Source organism: Chryseobacterium potabilaquae, from assembly GCF_902728265.1.
GTDB lineage: Bacteria > Bacteroidota > Bacteroidia > Flavobacteriales > Weeksellaceae > Chryseobacterium > Chryseobacterium potabilaquae.
Map to the genome: position 1 here is coordinate 33,012 of NZ_CACVBR010000023.1, position 23,419 is coordinate 56,430.

The window sequence follows — 23,419 nt, forward strand, 5'->3', positions numbered from 1 at the left end:
CAAAATAATTCGTAAAAATAGCTAAAAAATGTTAATAGAGAGGGATTTAGTATTATTAACAAAAAATTATATAAATTATTGTTACTAAATTAAGTGGTTATTTGATCTTGTGGTAAATTATTAATAGAGTAGTATTTACATGAAATTATAGCTGTGATCTGATCTTTTTAATACCATCCACGTCTTGCAGCATTGATTACTGATCCAAGATTAAGAATGAGAGTATATCTGATACGTTTACCATAATCTTTAAATCCGGGTTCAAATCCTAGGGAAGATTGTACAGGAAAATAAATTTCTAAAAAATCAGGAATCAAACGTACTTTTATTCCACTGTCCCAAATAAATTGAGTCGGTTTATTATTGTTTTTATAAATTCCGGCATCGGCGTAAACATGAAATATTTTCCATACACTCGAGTCAACATTCATGGAAGTTATCCATCGGTTTACACTCCCAGGAATGAAAGATTTAAATCCACCATCCGCTAATATAAACTGTTGGGAAAGAATTCCTCCAGTGGCACTTTCACCTAAAAGGTTGTAGGAGAAAGAATAATTAGAGACTCTCGAAATCCCGTAATTGAATATATTGTTTCTTGTATCGTTTCTAATAAATAATCCGGCAAACAAGCGTAAGCTTAATTTTTGTTTAGGTGCAAATTCCCATCGGTAAAAACCTTCTGCGGTAACTTTATTGAAATCTTTCATCATTTGAGTACTGACACTAAGACTTTTTTCATGGATCATCTGATTATCTGTATATCCATATCCTAATCCCCACAGATTATACCTGTCATAGTCATTATTAGCCACCATTATAGGGCTAAGATCCTTTTCTAAGTAATTATAAGAAAAACTAACTCCTCTACTCACTGTACTTCTAGGTTTTTTTCTAAAACTTAATGTAGAGAAAATAGATGCTTTTCTATAAGCAAGATCGAAATCGTAATGAAAGTAAGATCCTGATACGCCAAACGTTAAACTTCTAATGATACTTTCTGCAGGTAAAAAAGAATAAGAAACGGCACCTGAGCCTGCCATTTTTCCTGTTCCGGAGCTATACATTGGAGTAATAGAATAGAGAAACTTTTGGTCAAAAAATGATTGATTTTTAATATTTACTCCAAATAAAAACTTATCATAAGTATTCGTAAAGCGTACCCTAGGGCTCAAATAAATTTCGTTGAATTCCGGATTGGGTATATCTTTAATCAGTTTTAATTTTATTTTTTTTGAATTAGAAAATAACCCTTTAGCATAAAGATAGTTATCTCTATAGTTGTTTTCGGGGAAAATATAATTGTTATTAAGTGTGATTTTATAAATATCCTCGGCAGGGATGGTAAATGTTTTCGTTTTTTCATTTTCATCCGTATCTATCCAATATTCTTTCTCTTTATCTTTTCCATTTTGAGTCTCTAGCTTTACAGGAATTGCAGCAATTACATTTTTTTGAATATTGATATGTAAAGAGTCTCCTTTTTTCCTAAATCTTTTTAATTTAAAATTAACCCTATTTTTCTGATCTAAAAAGCTGTTTAAATAATTACTTGACTGGTCTTCTTCCGTAATTTTTTTAATAAAATCCCTTGGGTTTACCTCTTGATCCGTATGACTAGTTATAAAATTACTTAATAGAGCATCGAATTTTTTGTAGCCTATTTTATCAGCAGAATAGTTAAATAAGCTTCCCATTTCAAAACTACTGATTGCCATATCATTAAAATTACTGAGAACCGTATATTTTTCGTCAATTTTTTGATCGAGGTTTTGAGCCATTATATATTGATAGGCTAAGCCGTAACGGTCTAAAATATTGAGCTCTGAGGCATGGAAAAGCTTTAATGGTTTTATGCCGAAAATTTTTGCTTCCGGTAGTGTACCTAGAAGCTTGGTGTTATTATAGAACTTCTTTAAGTATTGTATCTCAAAATAAGATTTTATTCCATTTTTGAACCAATGATTGTTTTGTTTATCAGTAATAATCCTTTCATCAAGGACTTTTTTTGTAATAATTCCAAAATAATCAAGATCTGCTTTTTCGGCATCTGTGAATAGTTTGAATCTGAATCTCCAGAAAGCAATATCATTACTTGCGAAAAATTTTTCTTTGTTTCTGAATTTTTCTGATATAAATAGATTTTTAGGCAGGATACCTATTTTTTCTTTTATAAATTTTAAATGTAATGGTAAATAGAATTCTAAATTTTGTTTTTCTTGAGGGCTTATATTGTAACCTAGCTTTATTTCTATATCTTCACCATCCACATTTGTTTTTATGGACTGTATTTTGTCTTGCGATATAAGAAATTCAGGATCAGAATCAAGATACCCTTTAAATGAATTTGTTTGAATCTGTTTCAGATTACTTTCAATAAAATAATCTTTTGGAAGAGTGAATTTTACATTCCAAAACGTATTGAAACTAACCGATTCTTCAATATCATGATAATTTCTTTTTGAAGTATTGTCCGGATCAAAGCGATCCGGAATAATAAAGAAATATTTTAAGGCTGTATTTTTATCAGATGTTCCATAGCCCGTAAATTTTTTATCCGGCAGTTGGACCTGATATTGTAATTGAAGTGTAATGCTTTGGCCAGGATGAAGAGGCTTATCTAAAGGAAGAAATAAATTTTCATCCAGAGTACTGTTTACAGGAATTTCTTGATGATCTGTTCCTGTAATCTTGGCATATAAAACTTTACCCAATTGATCAGATTTCGCAAAGTGTAAATCCGTATTTCTATCTTCTAATTTTCTGTATACAAGAGACGTATGTTTTTTCTTGTAGGCAGACACCCAGTTTAAGAGTTTTATAGTCTGTAAATCTTTTTCAGAAGTATTGAAATAAACAATTTTTTGATTAATATCTATTATTTTTCTATCTGTAGAAAGCTGAGCTTCTATATATATAGTATCCTTTTGTGCGGAAACTTTTTCAACACCAAGAATTAAAATGAGACAAAGACAGATAATTTTCTTCAAAATTGTGATAAAGTCACAAATATAACTTTTTTTTTACTAAAATGTGGGTGATTTCAATTATGAGTTGCTATTATTTTTAATGATTTTATATAAGCATTCCATCCTTCATTTTTATAAGAAATAGCCGCTTCTTCAGGATTATTAGATTTATAAATTCCTCTTCCTACAATAATGAAATCGGAATGTAAAGTTTTGAAAACGTATTCCGGAGTATTGTACTGTTGTCCTTTTCCATCCCCCGAGTCTGCTAAATTAACCCCTGGAGTAAACAATAAAATTTCCTCAGGAATTGGACTTTGAGATACTCCACCGATCACGTTAGGATGTGATAGGGTTATTTTTAAAGCTTCTTCACGATAACTGCTTGTGGTTAATGTTCCTTTTGATGACATACCAACAATAGCAACTACTCCCACATTATTAAAGCAATCTAATGATTCAAATCCTCCTATAACTTGGGAGGTAACAAAGTCAGCCCAATCTGTAATTTTAAATACTCCACTTTTGAATTGTAACTCTTGGGTATTTCCTATATCAGCAAATTTTCGATCTTCCATCAGTAAAAATTGATGCTTAGCTGATAATTCTTTTAATGGGATAATTGTTTTTTCATATTCAAAATCGGTAATAATATCAATATGAGTTTTTAAGGCTACAATATGTGGACCTACTTTTTCTGCTAAGGCTAATAATTCTTGAGTGGTTGTGACGTCTGCAGAGGCAATAAGATTGGATTTTTTAGCTAAAGCAATTTCTAATAATTTTTTGGAAACGGAATGTTGAACATTTTTTAATTTTTGTTCATAGCTTGCTCTTGCTTTCTCCTCAAATTCGATATGGTTTCCTTGAAGAAAATCATGAATTCTTTTTACTTCATTTTCTGTTAATTCACCATTCTCTTGTAAAATATCGCAAACTTCCGAAATATTAAAAAGAGTATGTACTCTATATCCCTTGCTTTCTAAAAGTTGTTTTCCTCCTTGTTCTCTATCTAAAACAACTACAATATCAGACACTTTAATATCTTCTTGCTCTACTTCAGATATAGTTTCTACTAACGATTTTCCTGATGTAATAACATCTTCTACTAATAAACAATTTTGTCCTTTTTGATAGATTCCCTCAATCAATTTTTTTGTTCCATAGCTTTTAGCTTCTTTTCTTTTAATGATCAGTGGAATATAGCTTTCCAGAGACATTGCTGTTGCCATTGGAAGGGCTGCATAAGGAACACCACAGATCAAATCAAAGTTGTCTAATGGTAGCATTTCCAATAAATAATTAGCAAGATTTTTTAAAATTTTAGGATCAGAAGCTAAAGGTCTTAAATCCACATAAAAAGGACTTTCAATACCGCTTTTTAATGTAAATCTTCCAAATTTAATGATCCCCAGCTTATAGCACTCTAAAAAGAACTCTTTTTTACTTTCCATTATTTTTTATTAGATATTGCAAATTTAAGAATTTGAAAATGAAAAGTGAAACCTGGATGATCAATTTTGTTTGGGATAGCTGTTGAAATGAATACTTACATTAAAATCGGAGTGTTTTTAACAGAAAAGTCATTCCTTTTAGAATGGCTTTAAGATTTATAAAAAAGTTATTTTATAATGTCGACATCGATTATTTTTATATTACCCGAATGGATCTTTTGCTCGGCTTCCCAAAGTAGAAATTTGTTAACTTCTTTTACGAGTTTGGGAATAACTAATGACAAAACAGCAATATCATCCAAGACGCCAATCACAGGGACAGCCACTTCTGGGATTAAATCGATAGGAGAGATTATATATACAACGCCAAGTAAGGGTAGGATAATATCTATAGACTTTACAGGATAGCTTCCTTTTCTCCACATTTTTATCATCCTAAAAATATCAGGGATTTTTCTTATAAAACCCTTATGACTGATGGCTCTTTGTGCTAAACTTAACTTTGAAGATTTCATCTTATGTTTAGTATTAAATAATTTTTCAACTATATAATTTTCACAAATTCTATACCAAGTAATTGTAATTTTAGTTAAAAGTTACTTGATGATATTGTCTATAAACTGATGAACGGATTCTGTATTCCAATCCCTATAGGAATCTTCCTTGATCAAGATTCTTCCTGTTTTATCTAAAAGATAAGTAGTCGGGAATACCTTAGGTAATAATTTTTCGGAGATTGGACTTTGGGCAATATAAACGGGAACTGTATATTTGTTTTCTTGTAAAAACTTTCTTACAGTAGGTTCTTCATCTTTCATTGCAATTAATACAAAATCAACATTTCCTTTGCGTGTATCATACAGTTTTTGGATGGTAGGCCATTCTTTTCTACATGGAGGACACCACGTCCCCCAAAAGTTTAGAAAAACAGCTTTTTCTTTGAAGTTTTTAAGATTTGTATTGGGTGCATTGATTCCTTGAAGTTCAATATTATAATCTTCTTCACTTACATGTACTGCATTTTCAATTGTTGCAATGGGAAAAAATTGATCTTTTAAAAAGCCTTTTACTCCCGGGACGAATGCAATCACACCTAATACGATTAATGCAATAATATAAACTATGTTTTTTTTCATGTGTTATTTTTATCGATTAATATTTTCCACAGAGATTTATAATAGTTCTATTATTTCTTGGATAGCATCTTTGCCTCTGTTTTTAGCATAGTAAATTTGTAGATCATTATAAAAACTATCTTTGGAGTAAGCTTCAGGATCGTTTTTATATTTCATAAGTAATTCTTTGCCATACTTTGGACGAGGTCCCCAACTATTTTTTATACTAAAATCATCATTGAGAATAATAACTTTAGGAATAGATTCTGTACCATTGGTTAAAAATTGCGCGATCAAACTTTTATCGTCATCTCTAAGAAAAATCTTTACTTGATTTTTACCTTCAAAGAACTTTACCAATGCCGGAACAGTTGCACTAGCATCACCACACCAAGCTTCAGAAATAATCAAAATTTTCCCTTCAAAGTTTTTAGATGTTAATTCTTTTAATTGATCTTCATCAGGGATATATTTTTTCAACGTTCTGTCCATTCTTTGAAGCCCTAGTTCATAATATTGCTTATATTCTGCTTCTTGTTGATTAGAAGGGTTTTCTAATCTTTGCTTAGCTATATGTACGTACTCTTCAAATGATATTGCTTTATCCCAATAATTTTCCATTGCTAAATGTATCATTACCAATTATGTATGTTTCTTGTTTTGTTGATCAAAAATAAATCAGCAATTACAAATGCTGCTAAACTTTCTACAATAGGGACAGCTCTAGGTACTACACATGGATCATGGCGTCCTTTCCCTTCCACAATTACCGGATTTCCATCTTTATCAATACTCTCTTGAGGTCGTAAAATGGTCGCAACAGGTTTGAACGCTACACGGAAATAAATGTCCATTCCATTGGATATTCCTCCTTGAATTCCTCCTGATAGATTGGATTGTGTGCTGAAGTCCGAATTGAAAAGATCATTATGCTCTTTGCCTGTCATTTTTGCACCGCAGAATCCACTTCCATATTCAAAACCTTTACAAGCGTTGATATTAAGCATTGCTTTTGCCAATTCAGCTTGAAGTTTTGAAAAAATAGGTTCACCAACTCCTACAGGAACATTTTTAATCACACAAGTTATGGTTCCCCCAATGGTATTGCCTTCCTTTTTGATCTCTTTGATTCGGGATATCATTTTTTCTGCGGTTTCAGAATCAGGGCAGCGAATCTCATTACTTTCAATTTTTGAAAAATCCAACGCTTGATATGGTTTTTCACAGAAAATATCCCCAACAGAAGATACATAGGCATTTATTTCAATGTCGGGTAAAAGTTGTTTGGCTAATGCTCCGGCAACTACCCAGTTTATGGTTTCTCTCGCAGAAGATTTGCCCCCGCCTCGGTAATCTCTTGTCCCAAATTTTTTATCGTAAGTGAAATCTGCATGGCTTGGACGATAGGAGTTGGCAATATGATCGTAATCTTTTGATTTTTGATTTTCGTTTTCAATAATAAAGCCAATAGGTGTACCAGTTGTCTTTCCATCAAAAATTCCCGAAAGAAACTTTACAGTATCACTTTCTTTTCTTTGTGTGACAATGGCTGATTGTCCAGGCTTTCTACGATCTAATTCATACTGAATTTTATCAAAATCTACCGTAAGACCTGCTGGAAAGTTATTAATTATACCTCCATATGCTAACCCATGACTTTCCCCAAATGTTGTAAGATTGAGAAGATTTCCTAAAATATTGAACATGATACAAAATTACCTTTTTTTCTTCAAATATTAAAGTGCAAAAATTTGTTCTATTGATACGTCTTTTCGATAAAATAAATAACTTTTTGGGCTTCTTTTTTTTCTGCAGCATCTAAATGTTTCCAGATAATTCCTTTTTTAATGTTCTTTTCATCAATAAGTTGGGGAAATATCCCAGCCTTCACATCTTCTATAACATAACTAGGAGAGATGGACGGCAAGGGAGTATCAAAATTATAAGAATAGTTATTAGAGATATTAAATGTTAAATTTCCTATTTTAAAAGAATCAAATTTATTATACTCATACGTTGAAGGTTTTATAATTTGTTTTTTTTCAAACTTCCCCATAAAATTACTGAGCATGAAACTGGGCAATAGTTGTTGAGTAAGCTTTGGAAAGGTTAAGAAAAGAATGAAAAAAATGCTTAAAGAATAACATATAAGAAGCGATCTTTTTTTGTTAAGTAAATCATTGAATACTATAAAAAAGATGATGAAAAATACATCTATGAAAAACCTATACTGAGCGGAAAAGAATAGGATTAATATACTTTTTATTAAGAGTGAAGCGCAAATAAGTGTAATGATTTTTTTCTTTTTGATAAAAGAATATAGTATAAATAAGAATAAGCTTATAATAAAAGTAATATTTATAACAGACTTTATACCCGGTAAAAATAACCAATTTTTGATATAGTCTTGCCCAGAAAATGTTTGAATTTCTTGGTAAGTGTATTGCATATCGAAGGTTTTGAGAATAGCAAATTGGGAAGAAGTTGTTAATATCTCCGGATTGGGTTTCCATGGAATTCCTAGATTGCCAATGGAAATAGGAAATATGGGATATCCAAATGTCCAGATATTTTTGAAAAAGAATAAACAAATAATAACTACACCTAAAATAAAACTTTTACCATTTGATCGAATAATAAACAGTGAATATCCAAAGGATACTATTGGTAGCCAAATCATGGTAGGCTTTATAGCAAACACAAACACTGAAAATGCAAATAATAGATAGGTTCTTCTATTATCGATAAAAATTTCATGTAAGATGATTAATGAAAATAATATTACCGGTAAATCTGGGGTAGGACTTTGGGAAAATAATAATAAGACTGGGATGAAACATAATTGAATCCAACTCTCTTTTTCATAGATATAGATCACATAAATGATTAATAAAATGACATTCATTCTCAGAAACGGATCTGAAAAATTTGAAAATCCGGATTGGAAAATATGCCAGACAGACATTTGCCCTAAAGTAAGATCAAGATTAGAAATCCCTTTTATAATACCATATTCAGTTAGCCACTTGATGGTTGGGACATAATAGCCGAAGTGATCTAAAATAAAAGGATAATAGGAACCCGAAAATAAAACAATTAAGCAAATGGAAATAATAGAAAAGGTATTTTTTTTGAAAATTGCATATGTTTCTTTATATACTTTCTTTTTAAAAAAATAGAAAGTACCAATCATAATAGTAATTATTTCTACATATATATTTAAGGATGCAAAAAAGGAAATAATCATCCAAATTAAACTCAATCCTAAAATACCAGTTAAAATATTGCCGGAAATTCCGTCACATATAGATCCAATGTTATTTTCCATTATCTTTCCTAGACCTATCAAGGTCGAGATAATAAGTATGGAAGAAAGTATAATTAAAAACATAAAAAAAGATTGCTTAAAAATAAGCAATCTTTATCGTTATCGTGAAAATATTAATTACGTGGTTGAACCCTGCCATCTTTTCTATCCTGTGATCTACCGATTGTATAGCCGGTTGCTCCTCCTACAATTCCTCCAACAACAGCTCCTAGTCCTCTGTTTTTCTTGCTTATAATGGCTCCGGCTGCTGCTCCACCTACCGTTCCGATAATGGTTCCTTTTGCCGCTTTACTCATGCCTTTCTTTTGAGAGGTTCCTTGGGAGGCGCTGCTTTGATTATCCGCATAATTTCCAGTATTGTTGTCTGAGTTGGAATTCGAGTTTGTGTCTCTGTAAATCGTTTTTGTTTCACGAATTACCTGTGGATTAGTATTATGGGCTGTTGATGCTTTCGCCTTTTTACTTTCCAATATACTGTCTGCTTTCTTCTGAGTTTCATACATCATCTTTTCTTTTTCAATAGCGAGTTTTTGTCTTTCGATTTCAATCTGTCGCATTTGAAAATCTATTTTCTGTTGTTCCAGCGATTTTTCTGCTATCTGGTCATTTTTTTTACAAGCTGTCATTAAAAAAATAGACAATACACTTGTTAATACAATACTTCTCATAACTCAAATTTTAAAGGTAGCTAATATATTATGTTTAGCTATAGAGTCATTTCCAATTATGAAGCCAAATTTATGTTAATAAATGTTAAAAAACGACTGGTGGTATTAAATTAATTGAATATAAAACACTTATGGATGTTTTTTTTATATGTTTTTTGATTATTTTGTGTGAATTTGTTGTTTTTTAATGCGATTCTGAAAAACTTATTTTTAAATTTTTTCTCTCTTGGTAATATGTTAATAGATATAATAATAAAATACCCCTAAAAAGGGTTTTACTTTTTAAGGGTAGTCCAGAATTTGGAGAGTTGTATATTAAATAAAAGTTATAGCTATTTATTTTTTAATGAACTTAGAGTGGTAAGAATCTTTATTTTTTTGCTTAATAGAGATATAATATGTTCCTGTAAGTAATTTTGAAACATTAATTTGTCCCTTAATTATAATTCCTTCGTCGATTAATTGCCCGGTAATGCTATGAATTTTATAATATACTTTATCAGGTACGTTTGTGATATGGAGTATATCAGAAACTGGGTTAGGATATAGCTGTATGTCATTAGCAATACTTTTTGAGTTGTCAACGTTTAGATTTCCTGCTGCAATCATCACATTATAATCTTCAACTTCTCCATATTGAAAATTACCACATGTCTCTGTTTCTGAAAGTCCACCAAAACCAACATTATGCAAGATTATTCTCATTCTTAGTGGTTTATTTTCTACAGCATCAGAAGGAATAGAAACTGTTGATGTAATAGGAGCAGAAATAATACTTGTAGGATGATAAAGAACACGTTCCGATTCTTCAAAGTTCCCATTTTTATTAAAGTCTATATAGGCTCTTACTGCATATGTGAAATTTCCTGAATTATTTATAGTGACAGAAAGAGGAGTAAGGGTACCTTTAGTCAGATTAATGGGAGGTACATCTGTAGTATAATCTCTATAAAATGATTGAGATGAATTATTATTGATGTTAGCTATGGTAATATTGGAGATGTGTGCTTTATTGCTAAGCCCGGCAGTTGCTACTGCAGTACAATAAGGTTGTTCTGGAAGACTGAGATTGACTGAATTACTGTATGTTCCGGTAGTTCCTGAGCAAACAGATGCTACCTGAACCTCATAATCCGATTCTGGGGTCAAATTATTTAATAGGGCTTCATTGGTATTTGAGTTGGTTTCTTGCCAGTTTACTTCAGATAATTTTTTATATCTAATAGAATATGATGTAGCTCCTGATACTGGAGCCCAGGTTATATGAGCTGAGGTTGCTGAAGTAATATTAGTGGCCAATGCAGAAGGAGCGGCTCCATCGCAAGATACGGATGTGGTGACTAGTACTTCTTTAACCGCATAAAATATATTTCCAATAGCAGAAACTCTTATTTTAATATTTTGTCCGTTTAATAGAGTAGGAAGAATTACATTTTCGGTTCCATCATTTATGGTAGAGGGTGATAAAATCGTCCATGTAGTTCCATTGTCTGCTGTGTAGTCAATTTTAACATGAGTTGCATTATAAGGTGCTGTATTAGTATTAGCCGTGTCCCACTCGATTGGAGATGGAGAATTATAGTAAACATATTGAGTAGTTATTTTAAATGGATCATCGTTACTTACTATGACTGTTTGTTCGGCATATGCGGATTGTTGTTGAGTAGGGGTAGGATGATTATCTCTTACCGTTACAGCGAACTTCATAGTTCGAGGAATCATTGAAACGGATTCCCATTCATTATTTGAATTATCCAAAATGCCATCTAATACTGATGCTAGTTTAGGAAAGTATCTTGTAGGGCTTATGTTAGGTATTACGGATCTAAATGCAGGGCCATTTGTTGTTGTTCCTAAATTCCCTTTATATATGTTTATATCAGCATTATCTATTTGTTCCCATGTATATGTTAAGGAATCATTTTCTATATCTGTAGCAGAAGCTGTTAATAAGAATGCTGTTCCTTTAGGGATTGTATAGGTTGGTAAAGGTTCAATAATAGGGGGATTATTTATTATTGGGGTTTCTATATCGCAGGTTTGATTATTGAGATTTAGCTGAATTTGTTTTATATTGATATTGTGGAAATATTCGTCGCGTTGATTTTGTACATTTTCTAAAGCTGTCATGCCGGGATATCCCATAATGGTACTCCCGGATCCTGGTTCGACATTCGTTCCATAATTTTCTAATTTATGAGAAAATGTGTGATTTGCTCCTAGTTGATGAGCAAGTTCGTGTGCGGCAAGTAGATCAAAATCATATCCTTCTGCAGAGGGAAATGCTGAAGTAAATCCCGAACCTTTTCCTATAGGAGTAGTGGTCGTGGGATCATTGCATACACATCCAATGCATCCTGCATTTCCGGCTTCATTTCCAGTGGGTGGCCCTGCAAATAAATGACCTATATCGTATCCTGTATTTCCTACATTTGTGGTTAATACATTTTGCACTTCCAAATTCCAATTCTCGGTCATATTTGAATAAGGATCTGTTGCTGGATCTGTATAAATGATATTAGGATAGTTTTGAACATTTAGATGTACAGCCAAATCCTTTTCAAAAATACCATTTACTCTTGTCATGGTAGCATTGATCCCTGTCAATGTGCCTGCTAATGTTCCTCCAAAGTGTTGAGTGTATTCTCCAGTTGTAGATATTGCAAGCCTCATTGTTCGAAATTTCTGATCAGAACTTTTCGAAAAGTCTGCTGGCTGATGATTAAATGATTTTCCTTGATCTTTTAATTCTTGAATTTCCTTTATTGAGAATGGGCTTTCTTCCGTTCGACAAGAGAACCCTTGAGTGTTTTTTGATTTATGGTGTACGACATATATATTATTGCTTTTATCCTGAATATCTATAAATTCCGTTTCTCCGTTCTTGAGTAACATGGATTGGAAATCATCAGGGGCGATAGAGAATCTTACATATTTGGATGGATCATCTATCCCTATCCCGACATAAGAACCTAATTGATATTGATCGGTCAGTTCTTTTGCCATTACGGGAAAGCTGTACACAGCAAATTTTTCCTGTGTACCACTTAGCGTGGGTAAAAATATTTCTATAGCCTTAGCGTTAGGGCCTGTTTCTTGAGCATTTGATAACTCTTTTCTGATTTTTACAAGATCTAATTTGTAGTAGGATACAGATGTTGCAGCTGGATTTTTATTTTTAATTTTAGATGAACTTTTAAGAGGTGTCCATTGCCCCCATGCGATGCTGTTTATTACAACGAAAAATAATGTAGTAGCCTTTTTTTTCATATGGTATTTGGTATAATTCGCAAAAATACCTGTGAAAAAAATAATAATCAATAATAATTGATTTATTTTGTGTCTTATCTAAATAAAATCAATTTACGGTGTATTTGTGTGAAAATAACTCATGATATAATAGGAAATATTAGAAAATTATTTGGGCGTCATTTTTAATGATTATAAGAAATCTGCTACGTATAGAAGAAATTAAAGACCTACATCAATTCGGAAATTTGTGTATCTTTTATTATTAGAATTTTGTCAGAAATTTCTTTCAGATCTTCCAAATAATGACCAATTATTAAAATCATTTTTTCAGATTTGATGTTTTGAATTAATCTATGGATAAATATTCTATTTGCCTCGTCTAAGGATGAGGTGGGCTCATCTAATATTAAAAATTGAGGATTGTGATATATGATATAGTATCGTCATGAAATTTTAGATTAATACAAAAAAATATATTTTCCAATTTATAAAGAGGTCTATTATTACTGAATTTAAGAGTATATTTTGCACTTATTTCAATTAATATCTTATCAATTATATTATTCATTAATCTATTTTTTAGCAGTCAGGATTCCAAAAGTATGCACCAGCAGCTCCTATAGCATATCCCCAAGGGCCCGCAATCATACTACAAGCAACACCGGATAATCCCATTGAAGCTAGACATTTCGGAGGAAGTCCATTTCCTTGCAAATTTTCCATTTGCGAAATATTTAATTTTTTCATTTGTGATAAAAATTTAAAATTTAATAATTTGTTTTTGTCATATAATCCTTGACATGAATTTTGCTGATCAGCACTTCTATATTTATATTTTGCAGTACACATACAAAAAGTAAACATTTGTGTTTTGTCTGGGACAAAGATGCAAGGGTTTTTCTTAATCAACAAGAATAGTATCCCTAAATTTATAAATTTAGGATTTGTGCTATACTGAATTTATAAATTTAGATAGTCTTTATTTGTTTTAATGTTTTGTTTTTCAATGTTTTGTTGTGGGTTTGGGTTTGTTGCTAGAAATGAATTAAAAAAAAATGTATTTTTGCCTTTGAAAAAAATGCAAAAACTTTCCTTCTTGTTCCTTTTATTATTCTGTCAGAACTTCTATTTTTCACAAAGTATAAGAGGGTTTCATATACCAGATTCTCTAAAGGATAAAAGCTTTGAAAAATTAGATGTAGCTTACAATAATGTATTTAGAATAGATAATAATAAATCCGAATTATATGCAAATACTATTTTATGTAAGGCAAAAAAATTAAATAATAAAAGCTTTCTATATGATGGATATTATAAAATTGCTCATATAAAAGGTTTGAAAGGTGAAAATTGCCATCCTTATGCAGATACATTATTGAACATTACAAAAAATGTTACTCATAAAGATTATCCTGCAAAAGCTCATATTATTAAAGGAATTTTATTCAATTATGAATTTAAATATAACAAGGCTCTTGACGAATATATCAAAGCCCAAGAATTATCTAGAAACAAAAATATTGATCAATTCTTTTACATAAAAAAATTAATAGGTATTCTTAAAACGGCTACAGAGGAAAATGAAGAAGCACTTCTTTTATTCTTAGAATATTACAATTACCAAAAACAAGAACTCAATAAACAAGATAAAGATATTAAGAGCTATATAGGTTCTATTTTTTCGGTATCTAATGCATATAATAAAACTAAGAATTACAAGTTATGCAAATCATATAATAAGATAGGTATTTCAGAGTGTAAAAAGTATAATGATTACACTCATTACCCATACTTTATAATATCAGAAGGGATTGCAGATTATTATCTTAAAAATTATAAGGCGGCATTAAAAAATCTTAGTGAAGTGGAACCGTATCTTTTAATGAATAAAGACTATGCAAATTTGTCTATTCTATACTTTTATTTAGGGAAAGTTAATTATGAAGTCCAAAAAGAAAAAGAAGGGATATATTATTTTATAAAATCAGATTCTTTGTCATTTGTTGCCAATGATTTTGAGCCGATCAAAAGAGGAGGATACGAAATTTTAATAGATTATTATAAGAAACAAGGGGATAAAGAAAATCAATTGAAGTTCATCAATAAACTTTTCTATGCGGATAGTATAATAAATAACAGTAAACAATATTTATCGAAGGAGATTTATAGAAAATATGATGCCCCAATTTTGTTGGAAGAAAAAGAGACTTTAATAAAAAATTTAAATAAGAGAAATATCTTACTATATCTGTTTTTAGGAATAGGTTCGGTCACCATTTTCTCATTGATGTTTTTACATAGAAAAAATAAAATAACAATAAGAAAATATGAAAAACAAGCTGATATATTACTGAAAAAATCTTACGAAAATACGATAAGACCGAAGGAAAAGGAGAAAGATAAAAAAGGATTATCAGATGCAAAATTACAAGATATAAAAACTAAGCTTCAAGAATTTGAGCTTGATAAAGGGTTTTTACAAAAAAATATTACTATAGATAGTTTAGCAAAAGATTTGGAAACCAATCGTGGGTACCTTTCTAAATGTGTAAATGAACTGAAGGAAAAGAATTTTTCACAATATTTAAATGAGTTAAGGATTAATTATATTGTTGAAGAACTTAATAAAAATGAAAAAATAAGAAAACATACAATAGCGGCTATTGCCAATGATATTGGGTATAATAATTCCGAATCGTTTTCAAATGCATTTAAAAAGATAACGGGGACATTGCCCTCTTATTATATAAAACGATTGCAAAATGAAAATTAGAGAATATATTTTCTAATCAACTGGCTTTGGGTTGATTGATTCTAGATATATATCAATTTCGAGAACAATATCTTGTGTGTCTGGATTGAATAAAATTATATTTGTACCATAAATAATTGGGAAAATTAATCAAATGAAAAAAGAAAAAAACACGGAAAAAAAATTATCATTGAAAAAGATACAGATGATAAAAATTTTAAAAAGACCTCTCTCCATTAAAGGAGGAGGTTCTGGGGCGAGACTTGAAACGGGTCAGACTGTTGTAGACCAAACATATGGTGGGAATTAATAATCAAATTTAATTTTTTAATGAGAAAGCTCTTTGTTATATATTTTTCCTTTTTTTTACAGTTTGTTTTTTGTCAAAAATTAAGTTTAAAGGAAATTAATTATAGAAATACTTCTCCCGAAAATATTGTTAAGTATCTAGCTAATCGGCTTAAGGATCAATATACAGAGAAAAATAAAGCAATTTATTATGATAACCTTTTCAGAATAAATATAATTAATGAAAATTATAATTTATCTCTTGTACAATTGGATTCCCTTCGAAATGTTAATAGGATTAGTAATCCCATATTGTCTAGTGCGATGGGAAGCCAATTTGAAATTTATATTAATACTATTAAGCGAATATCTAATGTTAAAGAATTTAATAAAATATATGAAAATGAATTTAGGAGGAAGTATACTAAATTACCCCCAAAGTCACAAATTCTGCTCTCTCAATATTTTTCATATAATCCAGTTGATCTAGAAAAAGAAATTAACGATATTCTTAAAAAGAATATAAAGAATGATAGCATTGACATTAATGATGCTATATTGTTATGTAGAAAATACAATCTTTATGATGTAGGGAAGAAAACATTTGCATTAGGAGCACAACTAATTAAAGATTTTGAAAGAGAGGCTTTTACAATTTACGATAGTGTGAAAATTATGACTAAATATAATAGTACTCTTACATTAAGTGTAGTATTAAATAATAAAATTTCCAAATCTCAAAATACTATCCTTATCAATACTATATATTCAGATATTAAGAATATAAATAGGGCTAAAGCTTTAGCATTTGATGGATATGTGGGAGTCATTTTAAACACGAGAGGAAAGTATTTAAGTAATGATGATTTAGAACCGTTTGAGCATGAAGAAGAGGATATTAACGAAATTATCGATTGGATTATAAAGCAACCATGGAGTAATGGAAAAGTAGGTATGATTGGGGGAAGCTATTTAGGATTTAGTCAATGGGCTGCAACAAAAAAATTACATCCTGCATTGAAAACGATTATTCCCCAAGCGGCCGTTGGTATTGGTATTGATTATCCGATGCAAAATAATATATTTACATCCTATGCTTTACGTTGGTTGCATTATGTAATGGATTCTAAAATGACTGACTATACGGGCTTTGTTGACTCAAAAAAATGGAATTCCCTCTATAAAAACTGGTATATTAATGGTAGTTCTTTTAGGCAATTAGACTCTATAAATGGTCAATCTAATTTAATTTTTCAAAGATGGCTTAATCATCCAGGTTATGATAGATATTGGCAAAAGATGATCCCATATAGACAGGATTTTTCTAAAATTAGTATACCTATATTGACAACGACTGGGTATTTTGACGATGATCAATTAGGAGCATTATATTATTTTAAAGAACATAATAAATATGATAAAAATGCAAATCATTATCTAATTATTGGGCCGTATGATCATTTTGGAGCACAAGGTAATATAAAAAGTCAATTAAGTGGATATACAATAGACCCGATTGCGAGCATAGATCTAAATAAGATTTGGATTGAATGGTTTGATTATATTCTTAAAGGTAAGAAAAAGCCTGACTTCTTAAAAGATTATATTAATTATGAAACAATAGGAGAAAATGTTTGGAAAAGCGTAAAATCACTCAACGAATTGGATGGTACGAAAGTAAAATATTATCTGGATGAAGATTTAATTCTATCAAAAAATCAGAAAAAACAATCTGATTTTTCTTCAAGTGTAATTGATCTTACTGATAGAAAAGATGTAGATAAGCATTTTGAATATGAATACAATATTATAGACGATATTTTAAATCCCAATAAATATCTTGTATATACCACAGAGGTTTTGGATAAAGAGTTTGAGCTTAGTGGTGATTTCTCTGGAAGTTTGAGTCTTTCTATTAATAAAAAGGATTTTGACATTTCGATGCAATTATATGAACTTCTCCCCACCGGAAAATATTTTTTACTGTCCAGTTATATTGGCAGAGCCAGCTATGCCAATGATAATACAAAAAGAGAATTATTAATACCTAATCAAAAGGTAGTTATACCGATCAAAAATACAACATTTATTAGCAAGAAAATTGAGAAAGGGAGTAAATTGATATTGTTAATTGGGGCAAATAAAAGTCCATATTACCAAATAAATTATGGTACTGGAAAAGATGTAAGTGAAGAGACTATTACAGATGCCAAAGAGCCTTTAGAAATAAAATGGTATAACGATAGTTATATTGAGCTACCTATGGTTGAAAAGCAAAGTTCAGTGTTAGAAAAGAAATAATGAAAACACTATAAGAATGCACTGATTTTAATTTTAATAAATAATAACTTTACGAAACATAATGTCCTATTTTCCTTATCACTTTTTTGATGAATATGTAGCCCGTACTTCTTTACTCTCATACAAGAGCTTTAAAGAAAGGCTAGGAAAAGATGAAATTTCGGAGGTGGAAATAAAAGAAATCTTTCAAAATCCGATTTTCAAAGAAGCTATTTACTTGGCTTCACCCTATTTTTATTCTGAATTGGAAAATTGGCTTTTAAATAAAGAGTTTTCATCAAAAGAATATCAAAAATTAGCAAATACATTACTGAAATATTATAGTCGAATGTCTACTCGTTGTACTCCATTTGGTTTGTTTTCAGCAGTGGGTGTAGGGGATTTTAGAAATGAAATAAACAAAACGGAGGATATAAGTTTTATAAGAGATACTAAATTAGATATGCACTTTTTGGTGAGCCTATCTGATCATTTTGTGAAAATTCCAGAGGTAAGAAATCGTTTGTTATTTTATCCTAATAACAGTATTTATATCATCAGAAATAAAATCCGTTATGTTGAATATGAATATGCTTATGGAAAAAGAGAATATATTATTTCATCTGTACCACTTTCTGAGGAGTTACAACGGATCTTAACTTTTTCGAAACAAGGTAAAAATATCGAACAAATTACAAATAGTATTATCAATGAAGAAATAACAAAAGAAGAAGCAATAGAGTTTATTGAAGAGCTTATTGATAATCAGGTTTTGGTAAGTGAGTTAGAGCCTAATGTTTCAGGAGATGACTTTTTGAATACTATAATTTCTGTTTTAGAAAAAGTGGAAATACACTATGAAAAAAATATTTTAATTTCTATACAAAATCAATTGAAGGAGCTGGATCAAAATATAGGAAATTTTGCTTCTGCTTATAAGGAGATAGAAAAGCTAATTGAAGCATTGTTTATTTCTAAAGTATCGAGTGTTGAATATGATCAAAAATATCTTTTTCAAACCGATTTGTATAGTGAGGATAAATTTGAGATATCATCTTATTGGAAAAAAGAATTAAAGAAGGGAATTAGTTTTTTAAATAAAATTACACTTTCTCGGAAGGATACTCATTTAGAAAAGTTTAAAAAAGCTTTTTATGAAAGATTTGAAACTCAGGAAGTGTCTCTATCCTATGTTTTAGATACAGAAATTGGGATTGGCTATAGGCAAGATATTATGACAAAAGGATTACATCCTTATTTGGAGGATTTAGATTTGCCATTATCTCATAAAAAATCAAGCATAAGCATGGAGCTGGATCCCATTCAGCAAATAATTAATGAAAAACTTCAAGAGGCTTTGTTGCAAAATCAGTATACGATTGAATTACATGCTGATGATTTTGAAGAATTTGAGGAAAATTGGAATGATATTCCAGATACCATTTCTTTCATGGCTGAAATAATTTCGGAAGTTCAGCAAGAAAAATTGTTTTTGGATGGAGGGGGTGGAAGTAGTGCTGCTTGTTTATTGGGAAGGTTTTGCTCAGAAAAATCCGAAGTACAAAACTTAACCCAAATGATAGCAAGAAAAGAGGAGGAGCTCAATCCCGAATATATTTTAGCGGAAGTTATTCATCTACCTGAAGCTAGATTGGGAAATGTTATCAGAAGACCTACTTTAAGGCAGTATGAAATTCCCTATCTTGCGCAATCCATTTTACCTGAAGAAAATCAAATAACAATAGATGATCTTTATATTTCTTTAAAAAATGATAAAATTATTCTGCGATCAAAAAGATTAAACAAAGAAATTAGACCTTATCTTACTAATGCCCATAATTATTTTGGAAACTCTTTACCTGTCTATCATTTTTTATGTGATTTGAATTCCCAAAATATACGTTCCGGTCTTTATTTTAATTGGGGGGATCTCAAGAATATATATCAGTTCTTACCTAGAATTGAGTATAAGAATATCATTTTATCAAAAGCTTCATGGAAAATTACAGAAAAAGATCTTATCCAATCCTCCATTCTTATGCATTATGAAAAAGATAATAAAGAGCAGCTATTGTCAGAGTTAAGAATTTGGAGAAATAAAAGACAGGTCCCGCAATGGATACAATGGGTGCAATCTGATAATAAACTGACCCTTAATCTTGAAAATTATGATTTGGTGAAAATTTTTATCGATACTATAAAAAAACTAAAAATAATTGTTATCGAAGAATTTTTGTACAATGAAAATAGTGATTTTATGCATCAGTTTATTTTTTCAATGTATAATGAGAAAAAATGGAAAGAGAAATGTTAGAGAGAAAATTTACTCTTGGAAGTGAGTGGCTATATCTTAAAATTTATACGGGAATAAAAACTGCAGACAGTATTCTAGAGGAGTGTATACAGCCTTTAAAGGAATACTTTCAAGAAAATAATTATATTTCAAAATGGTTTTTTATTCGGTATAATGACCCAAAGCCTCATTTAAGAGTCAGATTTAAATTAAATAATTGTCTTCATTATGAGGAAGTTTTAGTTAAAATTAATGATGCATTACAAGAGTATATAAAAAGTGGAGAGATTTCTAATATTCTAGTTGATACATATATCCGTGAAATGGAGAGATATGGGCAAAATACAATGGAAGATTCGGAAGCTTTGTTTTATGGAAATAGTGAATTTACGCTAGATTGTTTGCATTATGACGATGAAGAAAAGATCATCATTACTTTATTTTATATTGATGAAATTCTAAATAGGCTTGCTCTTCCCATGAGTGAGAAATTGGAATGGATCAGAATTTTTAATACTGCTTTTAAAAAGGAATTTAATGCAGATAAAAAACTGAATAGCCAACTAGATAAAAAATATAGAGATTTCAAAACAAAGTTTTTAGAATTTATACATTCAGAAGAGTTTTCGGAGGAAAGATATGCAATTGTTTCTCACATAGAAGAAAATAATTTGGTCTTACAAAATATATTACTTCACCATAAAAATAGATCTTTAGGAATGTCTTTGTCAAGTTTTTTTCAAAGTGTATTTCATATGAATATCAATCGGCTTTTCGTTTCAAATCAACGCGTATTCGAAATGGTAATTTATGATTATTTATTGAGGTATTATAAAACATTAAACTTTAGTCATAAAACTATTGAAATTTACGAAATATAAGGAAATAGTGATGATCGGATTTTAATCTATTTTTCTTTTTCAAGGTATTCCATAATACAAAAATTATTTTTTATCATTAGGTTAATATGTGCTTTAAACTATTTGGTAATGAATGAGATTTGTTGTGAGTGATTTTCTCGAAATTTATAAATTCAGTGCAATATGAAACCCTAAATTTATAAATCTAGGTATACATTTTTTGTAAATCTGATATCATAGATTCATCTTTGTAATCTCAAAAGCAATTCTTTTTATTTCTTATTATTGTAGAGTAGGTTGATTGAAATAGTAGATTAGTATGTGAATGTCTATCTTTTTCTTTCAATCTATTTTTTATAAAATAATATACGTCAAGTTTTGACGCTTAAATAAAATATCTTTGCAGAAATCATAAGAAAATATGACCTAACCTTTCATATTATAAAATTTTAAATAGGGCGTAAAAACTTTAAAATGTAGATAGAACTCAATAAATGAATTCAAAATTATTTCTAATCAAATCCATGAACCCAATTAAAATATGTCCTAAATGAAATAGGAATTTTCATTAAACTAAATTTCTAAATACAACTAAAAAAATAAAACAATGAAAAAACTTTACTTCGGTGCGCTGTACCTATGCGCTATTCCTGTGTGTTTTTCACAGGAAGTCGTCTGGCAAAGAGATATTCAATCCTCAACCCAGGATTTTTTAAGTCAGATCACTACAACTCTTGACAGACAATACTTAATTACAGGAAGCTCTATCCAGGCCCCAGAGCTTCAAAATGTAGGCAACAAACAAAACAAGGGCTACAATTTTCATTTGATCAAGCTCAATCAGCAAGGAGAACAAATCTGGGAGAAATACTTTTCAGGAAATAAACATGATTTTTTATCGGCTACTGTTGCTACTCAAGATGGAGGGTTTCTTCTTGCCGGAACTTCTTATTCCACCAAAGGATTGGATAAAAAAGAAGACTCTAAAGGAGGTTCCGATATTTGGGTCATTAGGATCAATGAATTTGGAGATGAACTTTGGCAGAAAACAGTAGATTCAGCTGCTGAGGAAGAAGCGAGAACTGTTATTCAAACTACCGATTTAGGATTTTTTGTGGCTGGGAATATCCAAAACTCTGATAAAGGATATGGATCAAAAGATGTTCTTATTGTAAGATTGGATAAAAACGGGAAAGAATTATCCCAACTTATTTTAGGGGGTAACGGAATTGATGAAGTTGAAAAGATGATTCCAACACGTGATGGTGGAGCTTTATTAGGGGTATATTCTAGAAGTAAAGCCAGTGGATCAAAGAAAACCGATAATTATGGCGAAGGAGATTATTGGATTGTCAAATTGAATAAAGAAAATAAAGTAGATTGGGAAAAGAATTTTGGAGGCAGAGATGATGACCATCTTAGAACATTGGCTTTAACTTCATCAGGCTATCTCATTGGTGGTGAGTCTCGATCTGAAAAGTCAGGCAATAAAAGTGTAGGGCTTGAAGAAGGAACAGATGTGTGGCTGATCTCACTGGATGAAAGAGGCGATGAAATCTGGCAAAAATCTTACAATTTTAAAAACAGAGATGTGCTAAGAGGGATGAGTGTACTTCATGCTTCAGATGATAAATCTTCAAAAGGAATATTATTAGGAGGCTATACTCAGGCAGAGGGTAAAATTGAAGCTAATGATGGTACATTTTGGATGCTATACCTTGACCCAAATGGTAATGAACAATGGAGAAAATATGTAAAGGGAGATTCAAAGAAAAAGGAGGAAAAACTCTCTGATATTACACTTAACAAAGATGGTTCTATTGTATTAGCAGGAACAAGTGGTGAGGAATTAGGAAAGGAAAACTGGAAAATTATCAAGTTAGGAGATAAACAAATTGATCAATTAATAGAAAAGCAGGATATTAAGATTTATCCGAATCCTGTATCAGACTATGCTTACGTAGAGATAGGTTTTGATTTCAAAGAAGCAGACATTATCTTATATGATATGGGTGGAAGGCAATTGCAAAGTCAAAAGACAAAGAATAAAGTGACTAAGATCAACACACAACCTCTCATTCAGGGAGCTTACTTAATTACCATTAAAACTAATACCCATAAAACAGCAAACGCAAAATTGATTAAGAAATAAATATAAGT

Annotated in this window: 15 protein-coding genes; 5 read left to right on the forward strand and 10 right to left on the reverse strand. The window is 30.5% G+C overall.

All coding sequences use genetic code 11. From position 1 onward, the window contains the following. Positions 1 to 167 precede the first annotated feature (167 nt). The 10 genes from CHRY9293_RS12230 to CHRY9293_RS12275 form a co-directional block, all read right to left on the reverse strand. Positions 168 to 2,990 carry a gluzincin family metallopeptidase gene (locus tag CHRY9293_RS12230; RefSeq protein ID WP_228455529.1) on the reverse strand — a complete coding sequence of 941 codons (2,823 nt, stop codon included), beginning with the start codon at positions 2,988 to 2,990 and terminating at the stop codon, positions 168 to 170. Between the two features lie 53 nt (positions 2,991 to 3,043). Beyond that, a complete protein-coding gene (gene pyrF / locus CHRY9293_RS12235; protein ID WP_162033235.1) occupies positions 3,044 to 4,423 on the reverse strand; it encodes an orotidine-5'-phosphate decarboxylase in 1,380 nt (459 codons plus the stop codon). 167 nt (positions 4,424 to 4,590) lie between these two features. Further along, entirely contained in the window at positions 4,591 to 4,938 is a 348-nt protein-coding gene (locus CHRY9293_RS12240) for a YkvA family protein (RefSeq protein ID WP_162033236.1), read from the reverse strand. 81 nt (positions 4,939 to 5,019) lie between these two features. After that, positions 5,020 to 5,559, reverse strand: coding sequence for a TlpA family protein disulfide reductase (locus CHRY9293_RS12245; protein WP_162033237.1), 540 nt, complete (start codon positions 5,557 to 5,559; stop codon positions 5,020 to 5,022). Between the two features lie 36 nt (positions 5,560 to 5,595). Then, complete coding sequence (locus CHRY9293_RS12250; protein ID WP_162033254.1) at positions 5,596 to 6,159, reverse strand: thioredoxin family protein; 564 nt, start codon at positions 6,157 to 6,159, stop codon at positions 5,596 to 5,598. A gap of 14 nt (positions 6,160 to 6,173) precedes the next feature. After that, complete coding sequence (gene aroC, locus CHRY9293_RS12255) at positions 6,174 to 7,244, reverse strand: chorismate synthase (protein ID WP_162033238.1); 1,071 nt, start codon at positions 7,242 to 7,244, stop codon at positions 6,174 to 6,176. A gap of 50 nt (positions 7,245 to 7,294) precedes the next feature. Beyond that, positions 7,295 to 8,929, reverse strand: coding sequence for an LIC_10190 family membrane protein (locus tag CHRY9293_RS12260; protein ID WP_394351037.1), 1,635 nt, complete (start codon positions 8,927 to 8,929; stop codon positions 7,295 to 7,297). A 50-nt stretch (positions 8,930 to 8,979) separates the two neighbouring features. Further along, a complete protein-coding gene (locus CHRY9293_RS12265; RefSeq protein ID WP_162033239.1) occupies positions 8,980 to 9,534 on the reverse strand; it encodes a YMGG-like glycine zipper-containing protein in 555 nt (184 codons plus the stop codon). A 336-nt stretch (positions 9,535 to 9,870) separates the two neighbouring features. Next, positions 9,871 to 12,804, reverse strand: a complete 2,934-nt coding sequence (locus tag CHRY9293_RS12270; RefSeq protein WP_162033240.1) for a reprolysin-like metallopeptidase — start codon at positions 12,802 to 12,804, stop codon at positions 9,871 to 9,873. A 561-nt stretch (positions 12,805 to 13,365) separates the two neighbouring features. Next, the gene (locus CHRY9293_RS12275; protein WP_162033241.1) at positions 13,366 to 13,533 is read right to left on the reverse strand and encodes a hypothetical protein; all 168 of its coding nucleotides are present in this window, start codon (positions 13,531 to 13,533) and stop codon (positions 13,366 to 13,368) included. A gap of 331 nt (positions 13,534 to 13,864) precedes the next feature. Between CHRY9293_RS12275 and CHRY9293_RS12280 the strand changes: the two genes are divergently transcribed. From CHRY9293_RS12280 to CHRY9293_RS12300, 5 genes are all read left to right on the forward strand, one after another. Further along, positions 13,865 to 15,559 carry a helix-turn-helix domain-containing protein gene (locus CHRY9293_RS12280; protein ID WP_162033242.1) on the forward strand — a complete coding sequence of 565 codons (1,695 nt, stop codon included), beginning with the start codon at positions 13,865 to 13,867 and terminating at the stop codon, positions 15,557 to 15,559. Between the two features lie 309 nt (positions 15,560 to 15,868). Then, positions 15,869 to 18,127 (forward strand): CocE/NonD family hydrolase, encoded by a 2,259-nt coding sequence (locus CHRY9293_RS12285; protein ID WP_162033243.1) that lies wholly within the window; start codon positions 15,869 to 15,871, stop codon positions 18,125 to 18,127. Between the two features lie 61 nt (positions 18,128 to 18,188). Next, a complete protein-coding gene (locus CHRY9293_RS12290; RefSeq protein WP_162033244.1) occupies positions 18,189 to 20,420 on the forward strand; it encodes a lantibiotic dehydratase family protein in 2,232 nt (743 codons plus the stop codon). Continuing rightward, positions 20,402 to 21,280 carry a thiopeptide-type bacteriocin biosynthesis protein gene (locus CHRY9293_RS12295; RefSeq protein WP_162033245.1) on the forward strand — a complete coding sequence of 293 codons (879 nt, stop codon included), beginning with the start codon at positions 20,402 to 20,404 and terminating at the stop codon, positions 21,278 to 21,280. The genes CHRY9293_RS12290 and CHRY9293_RS12295 overlap by 19 nt, the downstream gene beginning before the upstream one ends. A gap of 586 nt (positions 21,281 to 21,866) precedes the next feature. After that, positions 21,867 to 23,411, forward strand: coding sequence for a T9SS type A sorting domain-containing protein (locus CHRY9293_RS12300; RefSeq protein WP_162033246.1), 1,545 nt, complete (start codon positions 21,867 to 21,869; stop codon positions 23,409 to 23,411). Positions 23,412 to 23,419 lie beyond the last annotated feature (8 nt).